Consider the following 19,578-nt stretch of genomic DNA (forward strand, 5'->3'; position numbering starts at 1 on the left):
AAATAAATAAATTGTTAGATACTTATGGAAAAAATTCGATATTGAACTATTAATTTTTCTATATTTTAATGTTATGGTTATAATTCCACTGCCTAAGAACACAGCTTAGGTAAATTAAATAAATAATTGGTATGGTAATTACTTATGTCACATATAATTTATTTGTCGCTAAACGGTAGGCAACAAGGTTTAATTTCTGCTGGTTGTTCAACGCTGGACTCTATAGGCAACCGATATCAAAAGGGGCACGAAGATCAAATACAGGTATTGAGTTTAAGTCACATGATCACTCGCGAACAAAATGTAGATCATCACCCATTGCAGTTCATTAAGCCAATAGATAAATCATCTCCATTATTATCAATGGCAATCTCTTCAAACGAACTACTGCATGCGGTTTTTCTCTTTTATAGAACAAACACCGCAGGGAAGTTAGAACTTTTCTATGAGGTCAAATTAACAGAAGCAAGCATTGTTGACGTTTCTTGCACCTATCCGCATTCAATAAATAATAATGAAATGATGCCGTATGAAAAAGTCCTTCTCAAATACAGATCCATAACCTGGAATCACGTAACGGCAGGCACATCAGCCTATAGTATATGGGATGATAGAATTTATTGAAAACAAGCTAAGCATATGTAATATATATGCTTAGCATTTACGTTTCTCACTTATATAAAAAAACAAAAATTTTATCAAACCTATTCACAGCACTTTGTTCTATAACCGATAAAATACATTCACTTAACAAAGCCATCGCTTTTATCGAAATACCGACCAAATTTGCGCTTTATGACAAAGAAGAGTAAATAATTATTTATCATTTCAAAAATATTCCGTTAGGAAAGTAATATGAAAATCAATCTCAACAGTATGGTGACAGAAAGCTGCAACCCAGCCAGTGCCTGCATTGACACTCTGCCTACCCTTGAGATGCTACAGATCATTAATGATGAAGACAAAAAAGTCGCACTGGCGGTAGAGCAAACGTTGCCGCAAATCGCTGCAACGGTAGATAAAATTGCCGAAGCTTTCCATCAGGGAGGCCGTTTAATCTATATTGGTGCCGGTACATCCGGCCGGTTAGGGATCCTGGATGCCAGTGAATGCCCACCCACTTATGGCTCCAGACCGGAACAGGTGGTTGGCTTGATTGCAGGAGGGCATCAAGCCATCTTGAGGGCCGTTGAAAATGCAGAAGATAACCGGCAATTAGGCACAAATGATCTTCAAGCGCTAAACTTTAACTCTAAAGATGTATTGGTTGGTATTGCCGCCAGTGGCCGTACACCTTATGTTCTGGGTGCTATGGAGTATGCGAAATCAGTGGGTGCCACCGTCGCCTGTATCAGTTGTAATCCTGACAGCCCGATGACACAAGCAGCCGATATTGCCATGACACCCGTCGTTGGGCCGGAAATTGTCACCGGTTCATCACGTATGAAAGCAGGTACAGCACAAAAACTGATCCTCAATATGCTCACTACCGGCGCCATGATCCGCACAGGAAAGGTTTATGGCAATCTGATGGTGGACATAGAAGCGACAAATGCCAAACTGGTTGAAAGGCAGAAAAATATCGTTATGGCCGCCACAGAATGTGACCGTGCACAAGCTGAACAAGCACTGGCTGCATGTGATGGACATTGCAAAACAGCCATTGTGATGATTCTGGCAGGAATAGATGCTCAACAGGCAAAAGCGTTACTGGAAAAGAATCACGGTTTTATTCGCCCGGCAATCTCAACAATTCGGTAATCTTTTCCTTTCTGAGAAGGAATAAATAAGATGGCTAAAATTAATCAAGCATTAATTGTTCAGATCCTTACAGCTATCGGCAATGCGGGTAATGTGGCTCAATGTGGTAACTGTATGACCCGCCTACGGCTGACACTGCATGATAATACTCAGGTGGATAAAGCCGCACTGAAACAGATCCCCAATGTGCTGGGTATTATTGAAAGTGATAACCAATTGCAGATTGTCCTTGGACCGGGAAAAGCCCAAGCTGCGGCTGAAATAATGAATCAATTGCTGGATTCTTCTGCCCATACAGAACAACCGGCACGGAACGACACTGATTTAACCCATATAGCCTCCGCCAATAAAAAACAGCTTAAAGAGAAGCAGGTTAGTGCGGTACATAAATTCCTGACAAAATTTGCTACTATTTTTACACCGCTGATCCCCGGCTTTATTGCCGTTGGTCTATTACTGGGCTTTGCCACTTTACTTGAACAGATCGCCATTCAGGGTGCTGAACATCCTAATACCGTATTAATTGAAATCATCGGTTATATGAAAGTATTCAGTAAAGGAATGTTCAGCTTTTTGAGTATCCTGATTGGCTATAACGCGCAAAAAGCCTTTGGTGGTTCCGGTATAAACGGCGCGATTATCGCCTCGCTGTTTGTACTGGGCTATAACCCGGATGCCACCAGCGGTTTCTACTCCGGTATCTCCACTTTCTTTGGTTACAGTATCGATCCACGCGGCAATATTATCGGTGTTCTTATCGCCGCGATTCTGGGGGCATGGGTAGAACGGCAAGTTCGTAAGATCATTCCGGACAATCTGGATATAATCCTCACTTCAGCGATTACCCTGCTGATCATGGGAGCAATCACCTTTATTATTATCATGCCGTTGGGAAGCTATCTGTTTAGCGGCATGTCATGGTTATTCCTTAATCTTAACGGCAATCCTTTTGGTACTACGATATTGGCAGGACTATTTCTGCTCGCCGTTATGTTTGGTGTACATCAGGGATTCGTCCCGGTCTATTTCGCGCTAATGGACGCACAAGGCTTTAACTCTCTGTTCCCAATCCTCGCTATGGCTGGGGGCGGACAAGTTGGTGCAACACTGGCGCTGTATGTCAAAGCGAATAAAGATTCTCTGCTGCGTACTCAGATAAAAGGCGCCATTATTCCAGGCTTTCTCGGTATCGGTGAACCCTTGATTTACGGAGTAACCTTGCCACGCATCAAACCTTTTATCACCGCTTGTCTGGGCGGGGCCACCGGGGGGTTCTTTATCGGTCTGGTGGCTTATTTAGGTTTACCTGTTGGATTAAATACGGTTTTCGGTCCATCTGGATTGGTCGCATTGCCACTGATGACCTCCAACAGCGGCATTTTTATTGGGATGGCAGTTTATGCCGCGGGATTGGCGGTTGCTTATATCAGCGGTTTTGTCCTGACGCTGCTGTTCGGCAATAAAAATGTCGATTTGACTTAATAACCAAAATGAAATTAATGAGTTAAATTATCCAATCCAGATCAATGGCACACAGGTTACCGTTAATATTCCCATCATGATATTGAAAATAAACCAGGCATTGCGACTACGAAGTAATGTTCCAATCAACGAACCAAAACCAGTCCACACGATACTACTCAAAAAACTTATCAATATCGTTGCGACACTAATAATGATGATAGAATAGAGATACTGTTCACCTGCAATACTGTAACTGCCAACCGATCCTAATCCCATCAGCCAGGCTTTCGGATTCAAGAATTGTAGTAACCAGCCCTGATACCACCGCACTGGCTTTATGACAGCGCTGCCTTTAGTATCCAGACGCCGATAACTGGCTGTTGCCGTTTTCCATGCTAACCACAGTAAATAGAGACTACCCGCTATTTTCATTATCGTGTGAATAGTAGGATAAACCAGCAGTAATGCCGCCACACCGAAAGCAGACAGATATAAAATCGTCTGCATTCCCAGAAGAATGCCAAATATCAATCCCAAAGAACGGATAAAACCAAAGTTAGCGCCCGATGAGGTCAGTAACATATTGTTTGGACCTGGGGTAATCGCAGAAATAAACAAAAAAGTTATTAATGAAAAAATCAGGCTTGCTGTCATGAATGGTTCCTTTCATCCTGAATAATTGAGTTTCCCTTTCACAGAAAATATCAGTATGTTATTTACCGTACAAGATAACTAATCATTTAACCCGAAACCATTATGTCCGATATCTTTCGTCCTCTAACCGGAGCCAGTAATCCGCATTTGCAGACACTACTCCCGCGTCTGGTGCGGCGGTATCCTGAACTGCAACCCTACTGGCAACGACTTAATTTGCCAGATAACGATTTTGTTGACCTGGCATGGAGTGAAGATCCAGCAACCGCAGCACATAAGCCACGGTTGATCCTGTTTCATGGTCTGGAAGGCAGTTTCCACAGCCCTTATGCTCACGGTTTGCTTCGTATCTGTCAGAAAAAAGGCTGGCTTGGTGTTGTCATGCATTTCCGCGGATGCAGTGGTGAACCGAACCGCCAAAAACGTCTCTATCATTCTGGCGAAACAGGAGATGCCCGTTATTTTCTGAACTGGTTAAAACAGACCTACGGTGATGCGCCAACCTCAGCCGTGGGTTATTCAGTCGGCGGTAATATGCTGGCCTGCTATCTAGCAGAAGAAAAAACACAAGCCCAGCTCAATGCGGCAGTTATTGTTTCTGCCCCTCTGATGTTAGAAGCCTGTTCCAGCCGGATAGAAAAAGGATTTTCTCAGGTTTACGAGCGCTATTTGCTTAACAATCTGAAACGTAATGTTACCCGCAAATTGCTACGCTACCCAGGTTCTCTGCCTATCAATCTGTCCCAAGTAAAAGGATTGAAACATATTCGTGAATTTGATGAAATTGTAACCGCAAAAATCCACCGTTTTAGAGATGCAGCGGACTACTACCACCAGTGCAGCGCTCTGCCACGCCTGTCTGACATTACGGTGCCACTGTTAATTATTCATGCCAAAGACGATCCCTTTATGGCACCAGAAGTCATCCCTGATCTCAACACCTTACCCAAAAATATTGAATACCAATTGACAGAACATGGTGGACATGTCGGCTTTGTCAGTGGTTCACTCAAAAAACCACAAATGTGGCTGGAACAACGTATTCCAGGCTGGCTGTCATCTTATCTGGAGCAACAATGATGATTATTCCATGGCAACAGCTGGAGCCAGAAACTCTGCTAAATTTGATAGAGAGCTTTATCCTGCGGGAAGGCACTGATTACGGTGAATATGAAAAATCCCTTGAGCAGAAAGTCGCTGACATACGTCGTCAGTTGGAGCAGGGGGATGTTATGCTGGTGTGGTCTGAACTGCATGAGAGCATCAATATTATGCCAAAAAAAATGTTCCATTCTTAACATTATGGAGTTTACTGCTTATGTCTGCCAAACATCCGATTATTGCGATTACCGGTTCCAGCGGTGCCGGAACAACAACAACCAGTTTAGCTTTCCGTAAGATTTTCCAGCAACTTAACATCAGCGCAGCACAGATAGAGGGGGATAGTTTCCATCGCTATACCCGCCCTGAAATGGACGCGGCAATCCGTAAAGCCAAGGAGCAAGGCAGACATATCAGTTATTTTGGGCCAGAAGCCAATGATTTTGGCATGCTGGAAAAAACCATGATTGACTATGGTGAAGCTGGTGAAGGCCGTTGCCGTAAGTACCTTCACACCTATGATGATGCGGTTCCTTACAACCAGCTCCCCGGTACATTTACTCCGTGGGAAGCCTTACCAAAGCAGACCGATGTGCTGTTTTATGAAGGTCTGCACGGTGGCGTGGTAACACCACAACATAATGTTGCCAGTCATGTCGATCTACTTGTGGGGGTGGTGCCAATTGTCAACCTTGAATGGATACAGAAACTTATCCGCGATACCGGAGAACGGGGACACTCACAGGAAGCCGTGATGGATTCCGTTGTTCGTTCTATGGATGATTATATTAACTACATTACCCCCCAATTTTCCCGGACACATATCAACTTCCAGCGCGTCCCTACTGTTGATACATCCAATCCATTTTCAGCCAAAGCCATTCCATCCTTGGATGAAAGTTTTATCGTCATCCGTTTCCGTGATCTCACTCAAATTGATTTCCCGTACTTGTTATCAATGTTACAAGGTTCGTTCGTTTCAAGTATTAATACCATTGTGGTTCCCGGCGGAAAAATGGGACTGGCAATGGAATTAATTATGACACCATTGGTACAGCGATTACTCGAAGGAGAAAAGATTTGTTGATCAAAGCCTGGGATTAATTTAGAAAACCCTGCGTTTGAATCCACCTCTTAATTTATTCAGTTAAAAAACAGGTAACTGATATTAGTTACCTGTTGTTATCTTTAATCAGGAAATAATTTTTTAATCTATCTCTTTAATTTCAAAACTGTGGGTGATTTCAACTGTTTTCGCCAACATCAATGAAACCGAACAATATTTCTCTGCGGAAAGCGTGACTGCACGCTCAACTGCTTTATCTGATAAATCCTTGCCGGTAACAATAAAATGCAGATTAATGGAAGTAAACAAGCGTGGCGCCTCTTCACGACGGCGGGAAGTTAATTTCACTTCACAATCTTTTATGTCATATCTGCCTTTCTGCAAAATAGAAATAACATCAATCGTGCTGCAACCGCCAACTGCCATTAATACCATTTCCATTGGGCTTGGTGCCTTATCGCCGGCATTTCCATCCATCATGATCTGATGGCCCGAAGATGACTCCCCCAAAAGAGACAACCCTTCAACCCATTTTACCCGCGCGTGCATAAGTACCTCTATAAGTCATTTTTTGCATCAAAGCCTACTCTTTCAGTATTAAACTGGCAATCTAATGAGCGGTTTATTATGCTGAAACAATACAAGACAAGACAGAAGCCTTTTCCTGTGTTAAAAACAGAAGCAGGTCTGGGTATATGTGGGTTAAGATCAATACTCAAGTTTCAAATTTCAGATAACCTATATAAAACCCTCACCTGTCGGTTTTTCAGCAAACTAATATGTTAAGCTAGTGTCTTTAAGCCAGCCTAACCTAACGAGAAACTTTTAGGTTCTCGTGTTATTTAGGCAGCGATAACAACAGAGGATGAAGCGAATGGTTCTCGGCAAGCCACAAACAGACCCCACTCTTGAATGGTTTTTGTCACACTGCCATATTCATAAATATCCATCCAAAAGCACGCTTATTCATCAAGGCGAAAAAGCAGAGACGCTTTACTACATCGTAAAAGGTTCTGTTGCGGTTTTGATTAAAGATGAAGAAGGAAAAGAGATGATCCTCTCCTATTTAAACCAAGGAGATTTCATTGGCGAGCTTGGATTATTTGAAGAAGGACAAGAGCGTACAGCTTGGGTACGGGCCAAAAGCGCCTGTGAAGTAGCGGAAATTTCCTATAAAAAATTCCGTCAACTGATTCAGGTAAACCCAGATATTTTAATGCGCTTATCTGCCCAAATGGCAAGCCGTTTGCAAACAACTTCTGAGAAAGTCGGTAACCTGGCTTTCCTGGATGTAACCGGCCGGATTGCTCAGACTTTACTGAATCTGGCGAAACAACCCGATGCAATGACCCACCCGGACGGAATGCAAATCAAAATCACTCGTCAGGAAATTGGTCAGATTGTTGGCTGTTCCCGTGAAACGGTTGGCCGTATTCTAAAAATGCTGGAAGATCAAAACCTGATCTCCGCACACGGCAAAACCATTGTTGTTTACGGTACACGTTAATTCCTAATTAATCAGCGCATTATATTGCGCTGATTTTTCTCACACTTATTTACACCAACTGGCTAATTGCCTTCTCCAGCCGTTCCATCCCCTGGGCTATCTCCTCCTCACTGATAATCAGCGAAGGCGTGAAACGCAGTACATCACTACCGGCACTCAATAACATCAGACCATTTTCAGCCGCCAGTTGCAGGATCTCTTTAGATTTTCCCTGATACTGCGCTTTTAGTTCCGCACCAATCAGCAATCCCTTGCCACGGATTTCACCAAATATCGAATATTTCTGATTGATATCATTCAGAAAATTCACAATCAAATGATGACGTTTTTCAACACCATCCAAGACCTCTGGCGTATTGATAATGTCAAAAGCAGCATTTGCAACCGCACAAGCCAGCGGATTACCACCATAAGTTGTGCCGTGAGTTCCCGGTGCCATCACCGAAGCGATATTCGCTGTAGTCAGCATAGCACTGACAGGGAAACCACCTCCCAGTGCCTTCGCTGTGGTGATAATGTCCGGCACAACATCATAATACATATAAGAAAATAACTTACCGGTACGGCCCATTCCACTTTGTACTTCATCAAATACCAACAATACCTGATGCTTATCGCAAAGTTCACGCAATCCATGAATAAATGCAGGTGTCGCCGGCGTGACTCCCCCTTCTCCCTGAACAGGTTCTAATACAACAGCACAAGTATGGTCATCCATGACCGCCTTTACTGCATCTAAGTCATTAAAAGGCACATGAATAATATCTGCGGGTTTTGGCCCAAAACCATCAGCGTATTTTGGTTGACCACCAACAGAGACCGTAAACAGGGTACGACCATGAAACCCCTGATGGAATGCGATGATTTTGGTTTTATATGAATGGTAACGGGTAATGGCATAATGACGCGCCAGCTTAAAGGCAGCTTCATTCGCTTCCGCTCCAGAGTTGGCAAAAAATACCCGCTCCGCAAAAGTTGCATCAATCAGTTTCTGCGAGAGTATCAAAGCTGGTTCATTGGTGAAAATATTACTGATATGCCAAAGTTTCTCCCCTTGCTGCTTTAAAACATCCACTAACTCAGGGTGACAATGCCCCAAAGCCATAACAGCAATACCACCGGCAAAATCAATATACTCTTTCCCTTGCTGATCCCATACACGGCTGCCTTGCCCTTTCACCGGTATAAACTGTGCCGGTGAATAAATTGGCAACATGACTTGATCGTATGTATTTCTGTTTACTGCGGCATGCTCCATCATTTTCCCACCTGTTTTTTATATATACGCCATTCAAAAATGAAATTATAATCACTGAATATGCATAAAAAATCAAAGATGGGCAAATGAAAAAGATGAATAAATGAAGAAATTATTGGTATCCGGTTAATATCTAAGGAAGTTACTCAGTAGCTGATGCCCTTGCTCGCTGAGAATACTTTCAGGGTGGAACTGCACACCTTCCAGGGGCAAAGTACGATGACGAATTCCCATGATCTCATCTACATTGCCGTTATGCTGACTCCATGCAGTAACTTCAAATGCGGCGGGTAAAGTCTCTGCGGCAATCACCAATGAATGGTAACGGGTAACCGTTAATGGCCGGTTAAGCCCTTTGAACACACCTTGCTGATTATGATGAATAGCAGAAGTTTTCCCATGCATCACTTCCCTGGCTTTTACTACACTGGCGCCGAATGCCTGCCCAATTGCCTGATGCCCAAGGCAAACACCCAGAATCGGCAATTTATCCGCAAAATGAGAAATCGCAGCCAGAGAAATTCCTGCTTCATTTGGGGTACAAGGGCCTGGGGAAATAACCAGATGTGTAGGCGCCAATCGCTCAATATCTTCAAGCTGTAATTCATCATTGCGCTTGACTAAAACATCTGTTCCCAATTCACAAAAATATTGATATAAGTTATACGTAAAAGAATCATAGTTATCTATTATTAATAACATAGGAGTCTATCCTACCCATTTTTATCGCTGTATTTGTTGTCCTGCCAATCCTGCAATTTGTTTATCATGAACAACATGATTTCAGGTAAAACGGCCTAACGACAACGGGGCGGCTATCATAGCACATAAGCACTTGCAGCATAGTGTAACAAAATCAATGGCTACTTTTTCCTCAACCAACTTACTCTCATACCGCTACAAAACATAGGCTCTTTTTGATATTCAATAAGTAAGGTAATTGTTATGAAGACAAAATTGATTATAGCATCTCTTTTTTTGCTGTCCTTCCCCACGCTGGCTGTAACTAAAGCTGCAAATATTTTCTTCCCGGAAAAAGGGGTTATTTGTGATAAAAAAGGAGAATACTGCGCTGATCAGCAAGGCTTATCGCTAAAACTCACCGAAAGGTATTTAGGAAAAAAAGCCTCAGAACGCCTGAAAGCAGATATTGGTGACGGGAAAGATTTTGACTTTTCATCCTACACTTTAAGTAATGGTGTGCACTGTGAGAGTAAAGAGAAGAAGTGTTACAAAGACAGATATTATCCACGAACCGAAGAAAATAAAGAATTCACCAAGAAGCTGTATGAATAACGGTAAAACGGGCCTACATTAAATGAAGGCCCAAATTGTTAATCAGATGAAAATTCACCAAGAGACCAGAAACTGCCATAATCGCAGTTGATCATTAATGTCTCAGAAAAAAGTTAAGGAATAATCTTAGCAGACAGGATAACCACAGGTTTCACCGGTACATTCTGATATGGGCCAACATTTTCAGTTTTTACTTGAGAAATTTTATCTACAACATCCATACCTTTTACGACTTTACCAAATACTGCATAGCCAAAGTCACGCTGACCATGATCAAGGAAAGCATTATCCGCTACGTTGATAAAGAATTGACTAGTAGCACTGTCTTTATCAGCGGTACGCGCCATAGAAATCGTTCCGCGTAAATTACGCAGCCCATTATCCGCTTCATTTTTAATGGCTTCTTTAGTCGCTTTCTGCTGCAAGTCTTTGGTAAAACCGCCCCCCTGAACCATAAATCCAGGGATTACCCGATGAAAAATTGTGTTGTTATAATAACCCTCATTGACGTATTCAATAAAGTTTTTGGTTGTAATCGGCGCTTTCTGGCTATTTAATTCCAGTTCAATATTACCCTCTGTTGTCGTCAGCTTCACATGGGTTTCACCCGCAGCCAGAGCCAAAGGCGCCATTGCGCTCAGAGAACATGCAGTTACAAGCGTCACTAAAATACGTTTAAACATTCTGGATTCCTATATATTAAGGTCAACAACACAAGCTGAAATCAATTCTAATAATCTCCTCAGCATAGTGCTCAATATTTACTTACATTTACGCTATCAATCGGTTGGTGCTTTGGATAAAAATTTATCCTCTCACAATAGATCAGATTTTATTTCACAAATAAGGCAGTAATTGACGGCAAAATAGCAAGTTTGGCTTAACCCATCAGAAATATGTCATTATTTTTAATCCTGTCAACCAACAGTGGCTATCGGTATAATCTCCTTTGGCATATATTCAGTGCATTTCTCAGGGAGATAACCATTTTGACCATCAAAAACCACAACTATCATATGACCCGTTTTATCACGAGCGCACCTGATATTCGCCATCTGCCTCAAGAACTGGGCATTGAAGTCGCATTTGCCGGTCGTTCAAACGCGGGTAAATCCAGCGCGCTAAATGCCCTGACGAAACAGAAAAGCCTCGCCCGTACCAGCAAAACGCCAGGCCGAACACAACTCATCAATTTATTCGAAGTAGAAGAAGGTATTCACCTGGTTGACTTACCCGGCTATGGCTATGCCGAAGTACCAGAAGAGATGAAGCGTAAATGGCAGAAAGCATTGGGTGAATATCTGCAAAAGCGTGAGTGCCTGATTGGGCTGGTGGTACTGATGGATATCCGTCATCCATTGAAAGATCTCGATCAACAGATGATCCAATGGGCAGTGGCAATGCATGTACCGGTTATTGTGTTACTAACTAAAGCCGATAAACTGGCATCTGGTGCCCGTAAAAGCCAGTTGAATAAAGTACGTGAAGAATTAGCAACTCTCAATGGAGATATTCAAGTGGAATACTTCTCCGCCCTAAAAAAAATCGGGATCGATAAATTACAACAAAAACTGGATACGTGGTTCAGTCAACCAACCGTTCAAATTGAAAACAATAGCTAATACCGCTTTTGTTATCCCCATCCACTGAATTCAGACGAAAAAAATGCCCCAGTCAAAACTGACTGGGGCAGCTAATATTCAGCTAAATCCGATTACGTGAAGTAAAAGGTCTGAAAGATAGAACATCTTACCTCTGTACCCTACGCCAATAACTCTACCCTATTTTATTTCTCAGAAAAAGCCTTTTTGTAATTTATTTTCAATGATTATCTCGATTCAGCTTAAGGATTTGATTATTTTATCGCCGCCAAATGTAGTTTAATTACATATTTATGCGATCTGGATCTAATATGCATCGGATGGCACAACAAATTAAATAGCACCTTGGTATCAAGTGCCAGAGCAACCGCTATGTCACTGCTTGGGAAGGCGGGGAGACCAGAACATATGGTGACTATGATTAACAGGGCCATTGGACACTCAACAGATTAAAAAAGGCTGAACCAAATACCTCAGTTCAGCCTGTCGCTTATTAAGCTGGCATATTAGTGTGCCTGATCCCAGTTGTCACCGATACCCACATCCACTTTCAAAGGAACATCAAGCACCAAACTTTTCTCCATCAATTCACGAATTTTCTGTTCTGCATGTTCAAGTTCTGACTCATGAACCTCAAATACTAGCTCATCGTGAACCTGCATGATCATACGAACCTTCGGATCTTCACTGATAATCCAATCATCCACCGCAATCATCGCTTTTTTAATAATATCCGCAGCAGTTCCCTGCATTGGTGCGTTAATGGCTTCACGCTCTGCCGCCTTACGGCGCATACCATTACGGGATTTGATATCTGGCAAATAAAGACGACGACCATCCAAGGTTTCAACATAACCCTGCTCTTCCGCTTGCTTACGGGTACGCTCCATATACGCCAATACGCCTGGGTAGCGCTCAAAATAGAGATCCATATAACGCTGAGCTTCACCACGTGGAATACCCAACTGACGGGAAAGGCCAAATGCACTCATACCGTAGATCAAACCAAAGTTAATCGCTTTGGCACTACGGCGTTGTTCGCTGGTTACTTGTTCCAGTGGCAAACCAAATACTTCTGCCGCCGTTGCCCGGTGAATATCTTGCCCTTCGGCAAAAGCCTTCAACAACCCTTGATCCTGAGATAAATGGGCCATAATCCGCAGCTCAATCTGAGAGTAGTCAGCAGCCATAATCCGGTAACCTTCAGGTGCCACAAATGCTTGACGAATGCGACGGCCCTCGTCATTACGGACAGGAATATTTTGCAGATTGGGATCACGCGAAGAGAGACGGCCAGTCGCTGTTACCGCCTGATGATAGGAAGTATGAACTCGTTTGGTCAGCGGATGAACCATCTGCGGCAGCTTATCTGTGTAAGTGGATTTCAGTTTTGCCAAGCCACGATGCTCCAAAATCACTTTCGGCAACACATGGTTATCCGCCAACTCTTCCAACACTTCTTCATTGGTGGATGGTGCCCCGCCCGGCGTCTTTTTTATTACCGGCAGCTGCAATTTTTCAAACAATATCGCCTGTAGCTGTTTTGGCGAAGCCAAGTTGAAAGCCTCACCTGCCAGTTCATGTGCTTCTTTTTCCAATTCACCTAAACGAGCAGTAATTTCTTTTGAATGCTCAGCCAGAATATTTGAATCAATCAGTACACCGGTACGTTCCATGCGAGAAAGTACCATCACCAATGGCATTTCTATTTTCAAGAATACTTTTTCCAGAGCAGGCGCTTTCTCCAGTTGCGGCCACATAACCTGATGCAGCAACAAAGTGACATCTGCATCTTCTGCGGCATACATTGCAGCCTGTTCCACTGGAACCTGATTAAAAGTAAGCTGATTTTTGCCTTTACCCGCGATCTCTTCAAAAGTCGTGGTCTTATGATTCAAATGACGTTCAGCCAAACTATCCATATCATGCCGCCCCATGCCTGCAACGCTATTGAGCACGTAAGATTCCAACATGGTATCGTAAGCAATGCCTTGCAGTTCAATGTCATAGCGAGCCAGAACCCCACGATCGAACTTAATATTCTGACCAATTTTCAGCAAGTTACTATCTTCAAGCAGCGGTTTTAATGCCGCCAGTACCGCATCTCGGTCAAGCTGCTCTGGTGCATCCAGATAATCATGCCCCAGAGGCAGATAAGCCGCGTCTCCGGCAGTCACTGCGAATGACATCCCCACCAGATTAGCTGTCAGAGTATCAAGGCTATCAGTTTCAGTATCAAAAGCAAAAACCGGCGATTTTTTCAGCTTCTCAATCCACTCATCGAAGCTTTTCTGATCGAGAATAGTCTGATAATTATCAGAAGAAAGTGTTGCCGAAACAGATTTATCCTCAGCCGGAGATGATTCATCATTACCCGTGGATGTCGGTTTTTTGCCCTTAGCAACCAACCAATCACCATTTGCCAAATCACTCAACCAGCGTTTAAATTCATAACGGGAGAACAATTCATGCAGTTTCTCTGTATCAGGCTCTTTGACTGACAAAGCAACACAGGTTTTATCCAACTCAACATCTGTTTTAATCGTTGCCAATTTATAGGAGAGATAAGCTACATCTTTATGTTGCTCCATCTTATCCGCCAGCGTTTTTGCGCCACGGAAGCTCAACCCCGCAATTTTATCCAGATTGGCAAAGATATCGTCCATGCCGCCAATTCCTTGCAGCAATCCCAGAGCCGTTTTCTCCCCTACTCCAGGCACGCCAGGAATATTATCGGAAGAATCGCCCATCAGTGCCAGAAAATCGATGATCAGATTTGGCGACACACCATACTTCTCAACCACGTCTTCCGGCCCCAGAATGGTATTATTCATTGTATTGATAAGCGTGATATTTGGCGTTACCAGTTGCGCCATATCTTTATCGCCAGTGCTGATAAGTACCGCACGCCCCTCTTTTTCCGCCTGTAACGCCAGAGTCCCGATAACATCATCGGCTTCTACTCCCTGAACCACCAGCAACGGCAACCCCATAGCTTCTACCATCTGATGTAACGGCTCTACCTGCGCACGCAGGTCATCCGGCATAGGAGGACGATGAGACTTATACTCAGCAAACAATTCATCACGGAAAGTTTTACCTTTAGCATCGAATACTACCGCCACATGGCTCGGTTTGTACTGCATTACCAAACTGCGCAGCATATTCAATACGCCATACATGGCTCCGGTCGGTTCTCCAGCGCTGTTGGTCAGCGGAGGAAAAGCATGATAAGCACGATAAAGGTATGAGGAACCATCAACCAAAATCAGGGGATTGTCTGCTATCTGAGCCATAAGTCTTCTTCATTATCTGTTACGGGTGTAATAGGAATAGGATGCCACAGCGAGCAGCAGGAAACGAATTTTGTGTGAATTTTCTTTGCTGAAGCCAGATCCAGATATTCACACTCTGCTCTAAATTCTGTGGATAACTTTGTGTATAGATATTACGGGTTTTATTCAAGCATAGACCGTTGATAAAAAAGATTTATCAACGGTGGGTAAAAATCAATGACTTATAATCCTAGTCATTAAACTGTCATATTACCTTATAGATCACAGAGTTGTGGATATAACCGGAGTTTGCCTTACAAAAAATTCTTTCTGGCACGCATTGTGCCAAAGCTTCTCACTCCGGCACATGCTCATTTTATTCTATTTCAATAGCCAACCTTACTTCTGCTTTAACAGGAAGTTAACAACGTCTGAATATGATTTCGCATAGGTATCAGCAGAAGTTGCATCAATACCATTATTTCTCACCATATATTTGCCGTTAACAAACATTGCTGGTACACCACGCAGTTGCAAGTCCTGAGCGGCTTTTTGCTGCTTAACAACTAAAGATTTCACAACAAAACTGTTCATTGCAGCATCATAATCTTCACCGGTTACTCCAGCTTTGATAAAGGTATTACGAATATCGGCCGGGGTATTAATAGTCTGTGTTTTCTGAAGGCCCTCAAACAGTAGCGGAGTCACTTTATCTTCAACACCCATCGCCATTGCCACTGCCCAGGCCACAGTCAAATCTTTACCCAGTGGCCCCAGGAACTCCACATGATAACGAACAAAATTCGTTCCCTCCGGTAAATTTTGTTTCACAGTCTGGGGAACTTTAAAACTCTCTTCAAACTGATAACAATGAGGGCAATAGAATGAGAAGAACTCCAGCACCTGAGGTTGATTTGCCACGGGTGATTTCAGTTCAACATACTGTGTTCCTTCGGTAAAACTGGCAGCAGAGGCACCAAATACCATTACCATTCCGACTAAAGCTAACCAAAACTTTTTCATAAATATCTCCATGATAAACATTAATACATTGGGTTAAGCTGCAAAGGGGGTTCTTGTAACAACTTAATCTGCCCAGCAAAAAGTGACGTCTGTTTTAACCAAAAATCGGCATCTGTCATCCAGGGAAACGCTCTGGGAAAAGCAGGATCCTGCCAACGTCGGGCAACCCATGCCAAATAATAGACCATCCGCATAGCACGCAATGGTTCTATTAATGACAACTCTCTAGGGTCAAAATCCGTAAACTCACCATAGGCTTCCAACAGAGTATCCAACTGTAATAACTGTTCTTGACGGGAGCCATGAAGCAACATCCATAAGTCCTGAACTGCCGGACCATTACGCGCATCATCAAGATCAACAAACCAGGCCCCGTCACGCCACAGAATATTACCTGGGTGGCAGTCACCATGAAGCCTCAATATTTGCCAATCATCGCGCCAATTGGATTCTACAGCGTTTATCAGATCATCCAATACAGCCAAAAATTGCACTTTCTGTACTGAAGGAACTAACTCACATGCAGCCAAAAACTGTCGCGGCTGGTGCAAATACTCATTTAACCCAATAGTTGGACGAGAGGTGAATTTTTGTCGACGACCAATCTGATGAATTCTACCTAACAAGCGCCCTACATCTTCTAACTGAAAGAGATTATCGGATTCATATTGGCGGCCCCCGATACTTGGGAAAACAGCAAAAAAGAAATCCTTAAAAGTCAGTAAAGTTTGCTGATCAAACACCAGAGGCGCGGCTACCGGCAAATCAGCCTGTTGCAGCGCCAGGGAAAAATTATGCTCTTCCTGAATCTGTTGCCGATCCCAGCGCTGTGGCCGATAAAATTTCACGACATAACGTTTGCGGTCTTCATCTGTAAACTGATAAACACGGTTCTCATAACTGTTTAATTCTGTCAGCCCGGAATCTATGTACAGTCCGGTCTGCACCAATGCATCCATAATCAAATCCGGTGTTAATTCCCGGAAATTAAAAGCAGACTGGTTTGTTAGCACATTCTATTCTCTTGATTAATTTGTAATAACGCCACGGGCGCACAATAACGCGCCAACTTCTGCAAAAATTCAGCCGGTGATATTTCATACCAAATTCCTTATAAACAAAAGCCTATACAAATTAACAGGGATAGCCGCACAGAGAAAGAATTGCTCTGTCAATAAGCGTAAAGATTGTTATTTTATCAGCGAGTTATCCGGTGATCTTATCTGAAAAACGTTTGATGAAGCCCAAATAACCAAGCAAAAAAAGGTTATATTAGCGGACAATAACCGTCTTAGTTGATAGATTGAACATTATGCAACCAAAAATAAGCGGTGCGATCCTCGCAGGAGGCCGTGCTACCCGCATGGGCGGCCATGATAAGGGGCTAATTCTCTTAAATAAGATACCGCTATACCAGCATATTGCGAATAAGCTGTTGCCACAGGTAGATGAATTAATCATCAACGCCAACCGTAATCTGGATATCTACCGACAAAGTTGTGATCAAGTTGTTCCTGATTTAACACCAGACTTCTCTGGGCCACTGTCTGGAATGCTGGCAACCCTAAAATCAGCCAGCCACGATTGGGTTGTGTTTGTTCCTTGTGATGTACCGGGCTTCCCCCCCGATTTAGTCACTCGTTTATGGCAGGGCAAGCAGCAAGCATTAGCCGCCTATGCAGATGATGGCAACCGCGCTCACCCTACTCTCGCTTTACTGCACTGTAGTCTGTTCCGTCAATTGGAAAATTATCTGGCTGATGGTGATCGCAAACTGATGCTGTTTATGCATAAGATCGGCGCAATAGCTGTTCAGTTTGACGATAATCCAGCTACTTTTACCAATCTGAACACACCAGAGGATTGCCGGAATTGGGAATATATGCAGGAGACCAGAAAATGAGTACAAGACCTCTTCCACTACTTGGCATCACAGCATACAGCAGTACAGGAAAAACCACGCTTCTCAAAAAAGTAATCCCATTATTACGCCAACGGCAAATCCGGGTTGGTCTGATAAAACACACTCATCATGATATGGATGTAGATAAACCGGGCAAAGACAGTTATATACTGCGCAAAGCTGGCGCAGAGCAAACGCTGGTCGCCAGCCAACAACGCTGGGCATTAATGACAGAAACGCCAGATTCACAGGAATTAGATTTGAGCTATCTTGCCAGTCGCTTTGATCCAGATTCACTGGATCTAATTCTGGTCGAGGGCTTCAAGAGTGAACCAATCAATAAGATCGCACTATACCGTCGTATTCTTAACCGCCCATTAAGCGATCTTCTTGATAAATATGTGATTGCTGTTGCCAGTGATGAAAAATTGGAGACCACTTTGCCACAACTCAGTATCAATCAGCCTGAACAGGTGGCTGATTTTATTGTGGAATGGTTGCAAAATCAGCAGTATTCCCACGCTGGATAAATTCATCAATACGTCGCCTGATTCTTTTCATTGCATCACGATCAAACTTAATACATCTGTATTTTAGAGATTGTGTCGGGATTAATTGTTTATACCCTCCATCTTTCAAGTTGCTGCTTTGTTGGCTGCGTTCACTTGCCGCCGCGCTGCAACTTGAAATCTATTGGGTATATACCTTCCAACCAAAAAAGCCGAGCTTGAATTTACGTGATTCTGAAATTACTGCTCTTAAGCAAAATTGACGTTATTTGCTAAAAAATTGTTACTCTAAATCCTGGATTCAGGAATGATTCACGAGGCGTATAATCCAGAGTCTGGCCTTTCCAGTTTGTCACATGAGCACCGGCCGCAATTGCTATAGCATGACCTGCTGCGGTATCCCAGATATTAGTTGGCCCGAAACGGGGATAAAGTTGCGCCTTTCCTTCGGCCACCAGGCAGAACTTCAATGAAGAACCGACAGAAACCGTCTGATGTTCACCTAACTGATTGAGATAATCCTCCAATTCTGTATCCATATGAGAGCGGCTGACGACCACCATTGGGGGATTAGCATCACGAATTTTAATCGGCAAACATTGACCACCACAGGTTTTTTTCCATGCCTGCCGTCCTTGCCCAAAATAAAGCGTATCCTGCACAGGAGCGTACACCACTCCCATCACAGGAATTCCCCCATCAATCAGAGCGATATTAACCGTAAATTCACCGTTACGATTAATAAACTCCTTGGTTCCATCCAAAGGGTCAACTAACCAATAACGCTTCCAATTACGCCTCTCCTCCCAGGCTGGCGGCTCTTCTTCCGACAACAATGGAATTTCCGGTGCGATACGGGATAATCCGGCTTTAATTATTTTATGAGCCGCAATATCAGCAATAGTAATCGGTGAATCATCCTGTTTATGATCAACTTTCAGGGGATGTTCATCCTGATAAATTGTCATAATAACCGCGCCAGCTTCCTGGGCCAGTTGGCAGACTTGTTCTAGCATCATACACCTCTACGGTTAGTTATCTGTTATCATTTTAGACTATATTATCAATCGATCTTCTGCCGGAATTGTAAGAATTTTAATGCCATCACCAAAACAAAAACAGCCGGATATACCGGCTATTTTTAATCATATTTCTGGATA

21 protein-coding genes are annotated in these 19,578 nt (G+C 43.2%); 11 read left to right on the top strand and 10 right to left on the bottom strand.

Going from position 1 to position 19,578, the window contains the following annotated elements; genetic code table 11:
* Positions 1–144 precede the first annotated feature (144 nt).
* From VY86_RS06080 to murP, 3 genes are all read left to right on the top strand, one after another.
* Positions 145–624: an Hcp family type VI secretion system effector gene (locus tag VY86_RS06080; protein ID WP_046974301.1), complete on the top strand. Its 480-nt coding sequence runs from the start codon at positions 145–147 to the stop codon at positions 622–624.
* 231 nt (positions 625–855) lie between these two features.
* Entirely contained in the window at positions 856–1,761 is a 906-nt protein-coding gene (gene murQ, locus VY86_RS06085) for an N-acetylmuramic acid 6-phosphate etherase (protein WP_046974302.1), read from the top strand.
* A gap of 30 nt (positions 1,762–1,791) precedes the next feature.
* On the top strand, positions 1,792–3,243 hold the full coding sequence (gene murP / locus VY86_RS06090) for a PTS N-acetylmuramic acid transporter subunit IIBC (RefSeq protein WP_046974303.1): 1,452 nt from the start codon (positions 1,792–1,794) through the stop codon (positions 3,241–3,243).
* Positions 3,244–3,270: 27 nt separating this feature from the next.
* Here murP and VY86_RS06095 read toward each other — a convergent pair whose 3' ends face one another.
* Positions 3,271–3,879: a LysE family translocator gene (locus VY86_RS06095; protein WP_046974304.1), complete on the bottom strand. Its 609-nt coding sequence runs from the start codon at positions 3,877–3,879 to the stop codon at positions 3,271–3,273.
* 102 nt (positions 3,880–3,981) lie between these two features.
* Here VY86_RS06095 and VY86_RS06100 point away from each other — a divergent pair, with 102 nt between their 5' ends.
* Genes VY86_RS06100 through VY86_RS06110 form a run of 3 tightly spaced genes read left to right on the top strand, consistent with a single transcriptional unit; the run spans position 3,982 to position 6,067 of the window.
* Positions 3,982–4,959: a hydrolase gene (locus VY86_RS06100; protein WP_046974305.1), complete on the top strand. Its 978-nt coding sequence runs from the start codon at positions 3,982–3,984 to the stop codon at positions 4,957–4,959.
* A complete protein-coding gene (locus tag VY86_RS06105) occupies positions 4,959–5,177 on the top strand; it encodes a YheU family protein (protein WP_046976740.1) in 219 nt (72 codons plus the stop codon). The genes VY86_RS06100 and VY86_RS06105 overlap by 1 nt, the downstream gene beginning before the upstream one ends.
* Before the next feature lie 20 nt (positions 5,178–5,197).
* Positions 5,198–6,067: a phosphoribulokinase gene (locus tag VY86_RS06110; protein WP_023044192.1), complete on the top strand. Its 870-nt coding sequence runs from the start codon at positions 5,198–5,200 to the stop codon at positions 6,065–6,067.
* A gap of 120 nt (positions 6,068–6,187) precedes the next feature.
* On the opposite strand, the gene VY86_RS06115 is transcribed toward VY86_RS06110, so the two are convergent.
* On the bottom strand, positions 6,188–6,595 hold the full coding sequence (locus tag VY86_RS06115; RefSeq protein WP_046974306.1) for an OsmC family protein: 408 nt from the start codon (positions 6,593–6,595) through the stop codon (positions 6,188–6,190).
* A 325-nt stretch (positions 6,596–6,920) separates the two neighbouring features.
* On the opposite strand from VY86_RS06115, the gene crp reads away from it, so the two are divergent.
* The gene (gene crp, locus VY86_RS06120) at positions 6,921–7,553 is read left to right on the top strand and encodes a cAMP-activated global transcriptional regulator CRP (protein WP_004240730.1); all 633 of its coding nucleotides are present in this window, start codon (positions 6,921–6,923) and stop codon (positions 7,551–7,553) included.
* 49 nt (positions 7,554–7,602) lie between these two features.
* Here the strand turns inward: crp and argD are convergent, their stop codons facing one another.
* Both argD and VY86_RS06130 read right to left on the bottom strand, forming a co-directional pair.
* Positions 7,603–8,814, bottom strand: coding sequence for a bifunctional acetylornithine/succinyldiaminopimelate transaminase (gene argD / locus VY86_RS06125; protein ID WP_046974307.1), 1,212 nt, complete (start codon positions 8,812–8,814; stop codon positions 7,603–7,605).
* Between the two features lie 123 nt (positions 8,815–8,937).
* Positions 8,938–9,513, bottom strand: a complete 576-nt coding sequence (locus tag VY86_RS06130) for an aminodeoxychorismate synthase component II (protein ID WP_021322911.1) — start codon at positions 9,511–9,513, stop codon at positions 8,938–8,940.
* Positions 9,514–9,756: 243 nt separating this feature from the next.
* Between VY86_RS06130 and VY86_RS06135 the strand changes: the two genes are divergently transcribed.
* Positions 9,757–10,107: a YcgJ family protein gene (locus VY86_RS06135; protein WP_082111187.1), complete on the top strand. Its 351-nt coding sequence runs from the start codon at positions 9,757–9,759 to the stop codon at positions 10,105–10,107.
* Positions 10,108–10,220: 113 nt separating this feature from the next.
* Here VY86_RS06135 and ppiA read toward each other — a convergent pair whose 3' ends face one another.
* Positions 10,221–10,790 (bottom strand): peptidylprolyl isomerase A, encoded by a 570-nt coding sequence (ppiA, locus tag VY86_RS06140; protein WP_046974308.1) that lies wholly within the window; start codon positions 10,788–10,790, stop codon positions 10,221–10,223.
* 306 nt (positions 10,791–11,096) lie between these two features.
* Here ppiA and yihA point away from each other — a divergent pair, with 306 nt between their 5' ends.
* Positions 11,097–11,729 carry a ribosome biogenesis GTP-binding protein YihA/YsxC gene (gene yihA, locus VY86_RS06145; RefSeq protein WP_046976742.1) on the top strand — a complete coding sequence of 211 codons (633 nt, stop codon included), beginning with the start codon at positions 11,097–11,099 and terminating at the stop codon, positions 11,727–11,729.
* A 78-nt stretch (positions 11,730–11,807) separates the two neighbouring features.
* Here the strand turns inward: yihA and spfP are convergent, their stop codons facing one another.
* From spfP to VY86_RS06160, 4 genes are all read right to left on the bottom strand, one after another.
* Positions 11,808–11,855: a small protein SpfP gene (gene spfP, locus VY86_RS26670; RefSeq protein ID WP_438361642.1), complete on the bottom strand. Its 48-nt coding sequence runs from the start codon at positions 11,853–11,855 to the stop codon at positions 11,808–11,810.
* Between the two features lie 359 nt (positions 11,856–12,214).
* The gene (gene polA, locus VY86_RS06150; protein WP_046974309.1) at positions 12,215–15,004 is read right to left on the bottom strand and encodes a DNA polymerase I; all 2,790 of its coding nucleotides are present in this window, start codon (positions 15,002–15,004) and stop codon (positions 12,215–12,217) included.
* Positions 15,005–15,382: 378 nt separating this feature from the next.
* Positions 15,383–16,006 carry a thiol:disulfide interchange protein DsbA gene (gene dsbA / locus VY86_RS06155; RefSeq protein WP_046974310.1) on the bottom strand — a complete coding sequence of 208 codons (624 nt, stop codon included), beginning with the start codon at positions 16,004–16,006 and terminating at the stop codon, positions 15,383–15,385.
* 20 nt (positions 16,007–16,026) lie between these two features.
* The gene (locus VY86_RS06160) at positions 16,027–16,965 is read right to left on the bottom strand and encodes a serine/threonine protein kinase (RefSeq protein ID WP_046976743.1); all 939 of its coding nucleotides are present in this window, start codon (positions 16,963–16,965) and stop codon (positions 16,027–16,029) included.
* Positions 16,966–17,318: 353 nt separating this feature from the next.
* Here VY86_RS06160 and mobA point away from each other — a divergent pair, with 353 nt between their 5' ends.
* Complete coding sequence (gene mobA, locus VY86_RS06165; RefSeq protein WP_046974311.1) at positions 17,319–17,909, top strand: molybdenum cofactor guanylyltransferase MobA; 591 nt, start codon at positions 17,319–17,321, stop codon at positions 17,907–17,909.
* Positions 17,906–18,439: a molybdopterin-guanine dinucleotide biosynthesis protein MobB gene (mobB, locus tag VY86_RS06170; protein WP_046974312.1), complete on the top strand. Its 534-nt coding sequence runs from the start codon at positions 17,906–17,908 to the stop codon at positions 18,437–18,439. The genes mobA and mobB overlap by 4 nt, the downstream gene beginning before the upstream one ends.
* Positions 18,440–18,690: 251 nt before the next feature.
* On the opposite strand, the gene cysQ is transcribed toward mobB, so the two are convergent.
* On the bottom strand, positions 18,691–19,434 hold the full coding sequence (gene cysQ / locus VY86_RS06175; RefSeq protein WP_046974313.1) for a 3'(2'),5'-bisphosphate nucleotidase CysQ: 744 nt from the start codon (positions 19,432–19,434) through the stop codon (positions 18,691–18,693).
* Positions 19,435–19,578: the final 144 nt, after the last annotated feature.

Source organism: Photorhabdus thracensis (genome assembly GCF_001010285.1).
GTDB lineage: Bacteria > Pseudomonadota > Gammaproteobacteria > Enterobacterales > Enterobacteriaceae > Photorhabdus > Photorhabdus temperata.

Excerpts from the sequence above, each read along its gene's own strand:
- dsbA (WP_046974310.1), bottom strand. The coding sequence starts at position 16,006 with ATGAAAAAGTTTTGGTTAGCTTTAGTCGGAATGGTAATGGTATTTGGT.
- VY86_RS06115 (WP_046974306.1), bottom strand. The coding sequence starts at position 6,595 with ATGCACGCGCGGGTAAAATGGGTTGAAGGGTTGTCTCTTTTGGGGGAG.
- mobB (WP_046974312.1), top strand. The coding sequence starts at position 17,906 with ATGAGTACAAGACCTCTTCCACTACTTGGCATCACAGCATACAGCAGT.
- VY86_RS06095 (WP_046974304.1), bottom strand. The coding sequence starts at position 3,879 with ATGACAGCAAGCCTGATTTTTTCATTAATAACTTTTTTGTTTATTTCT.
- murQ (WP_046974302.1), top strand. The coding sequence starts at position 856 with ATGAAAATCAATCTCAACAGTATGGTGACAGAAAGCTGCAACCCAGCC.
- polA (WP_046974309.1), bottom strand. The coding sequence starts at position 15,004 with ATGGCTCAGATAGCAGACAATCCCCTGATTTTGGTTGATGGTTCCTCA.
- VY86_RS06160 (WP_046976743.1), bottom strand. The coding sequence starts at position 16,965 with ATGGATGCATTGGTGCAGACCGGACTGTACATAGATTCCGGGCTGACA.
- crp (WP_004240730.1), top strand. The coding sequence starts at position 6,921 with ATGGTTCTCGGCAAGCCACAAACAGACCCCACTCTTGAATGGTTTTTG.
- murP (WP_046974303.1), top strand. The coding sequence starts at position 1,792 with ATGGCTAAAATTAATCAAGCATTAATTGTTCAGATCCTTACAGCTATC.
- cysQ (WP_046974313.1), bottom strand. The coding sequence starts at position 19,434 with ATGCTAGAACAAGTCTGCCAACTGGCCCAGGAAGCTGGCGCGGTTATT.
- mobA (WP_046974311.1), top strand. The coding sequence starts at position 17,319 with ATGCAACCAAAAATAAGCGGTGCGATCCTCGCAGGAGGCCGTGCTACC.
- VY86_RS06130 (WP_021322911.1), bottom strand. The coding sequence starts at position 9,513 with ATGTTATTAATAATAGATAACTATGATTCTTTTACGTATAACTTATAT.
- VY86_RS06135 (WP_082111187.1), top strand. The coding sequence starts at position 9,757 with ATGAAGACAAAATTGATTATAGCATCTCTTTTTTTGCTGTCCTTCCCC.
- ppiA (WP_046974308.1), bottom strand. The coding sequence starts at position 10,790 with ATGTTTAAACGTATTTTAGTGACGCTTGTAACTGCATGTTCTCTGAGC.
- argD (WP_046974307.1), bottom strand. The coding sequence starts at position 8,814 with ATGATGGAGCATGCCGCAGTAAACAGAAATACATACGATCAAGTCATG.
- VY86_RS06110 (WP_023044192.1), top strand. The coding sequence starts at position 5,198 with ATGTCTGCCAAACATCCGATTATTGCGATTACCGGTTCCAGCGGTGCC.
- VY86_RS06100 (WP_046974305.1), top strand. The coding sequence starts at position 3,982 with ATGTCCGATATCTTTCGTCCTCTAACCGGAGCCAGTAATCCGCATTTG.
- VY86_RS06105 (WP_046976740.1), top strand. The coding sequence starts at position 4,959 with ATGATTATTCCATGGCAACAGCTGGAGCCAGAAACTCTGCTAAATTTG.
- VY86_RS06080 (WP_046974301.1), top strand. The coding sequence starts at position 145 with ATGTCACATATAATTTATTTGTCGCTAAACGGTAGGCAACAAGGTTTA.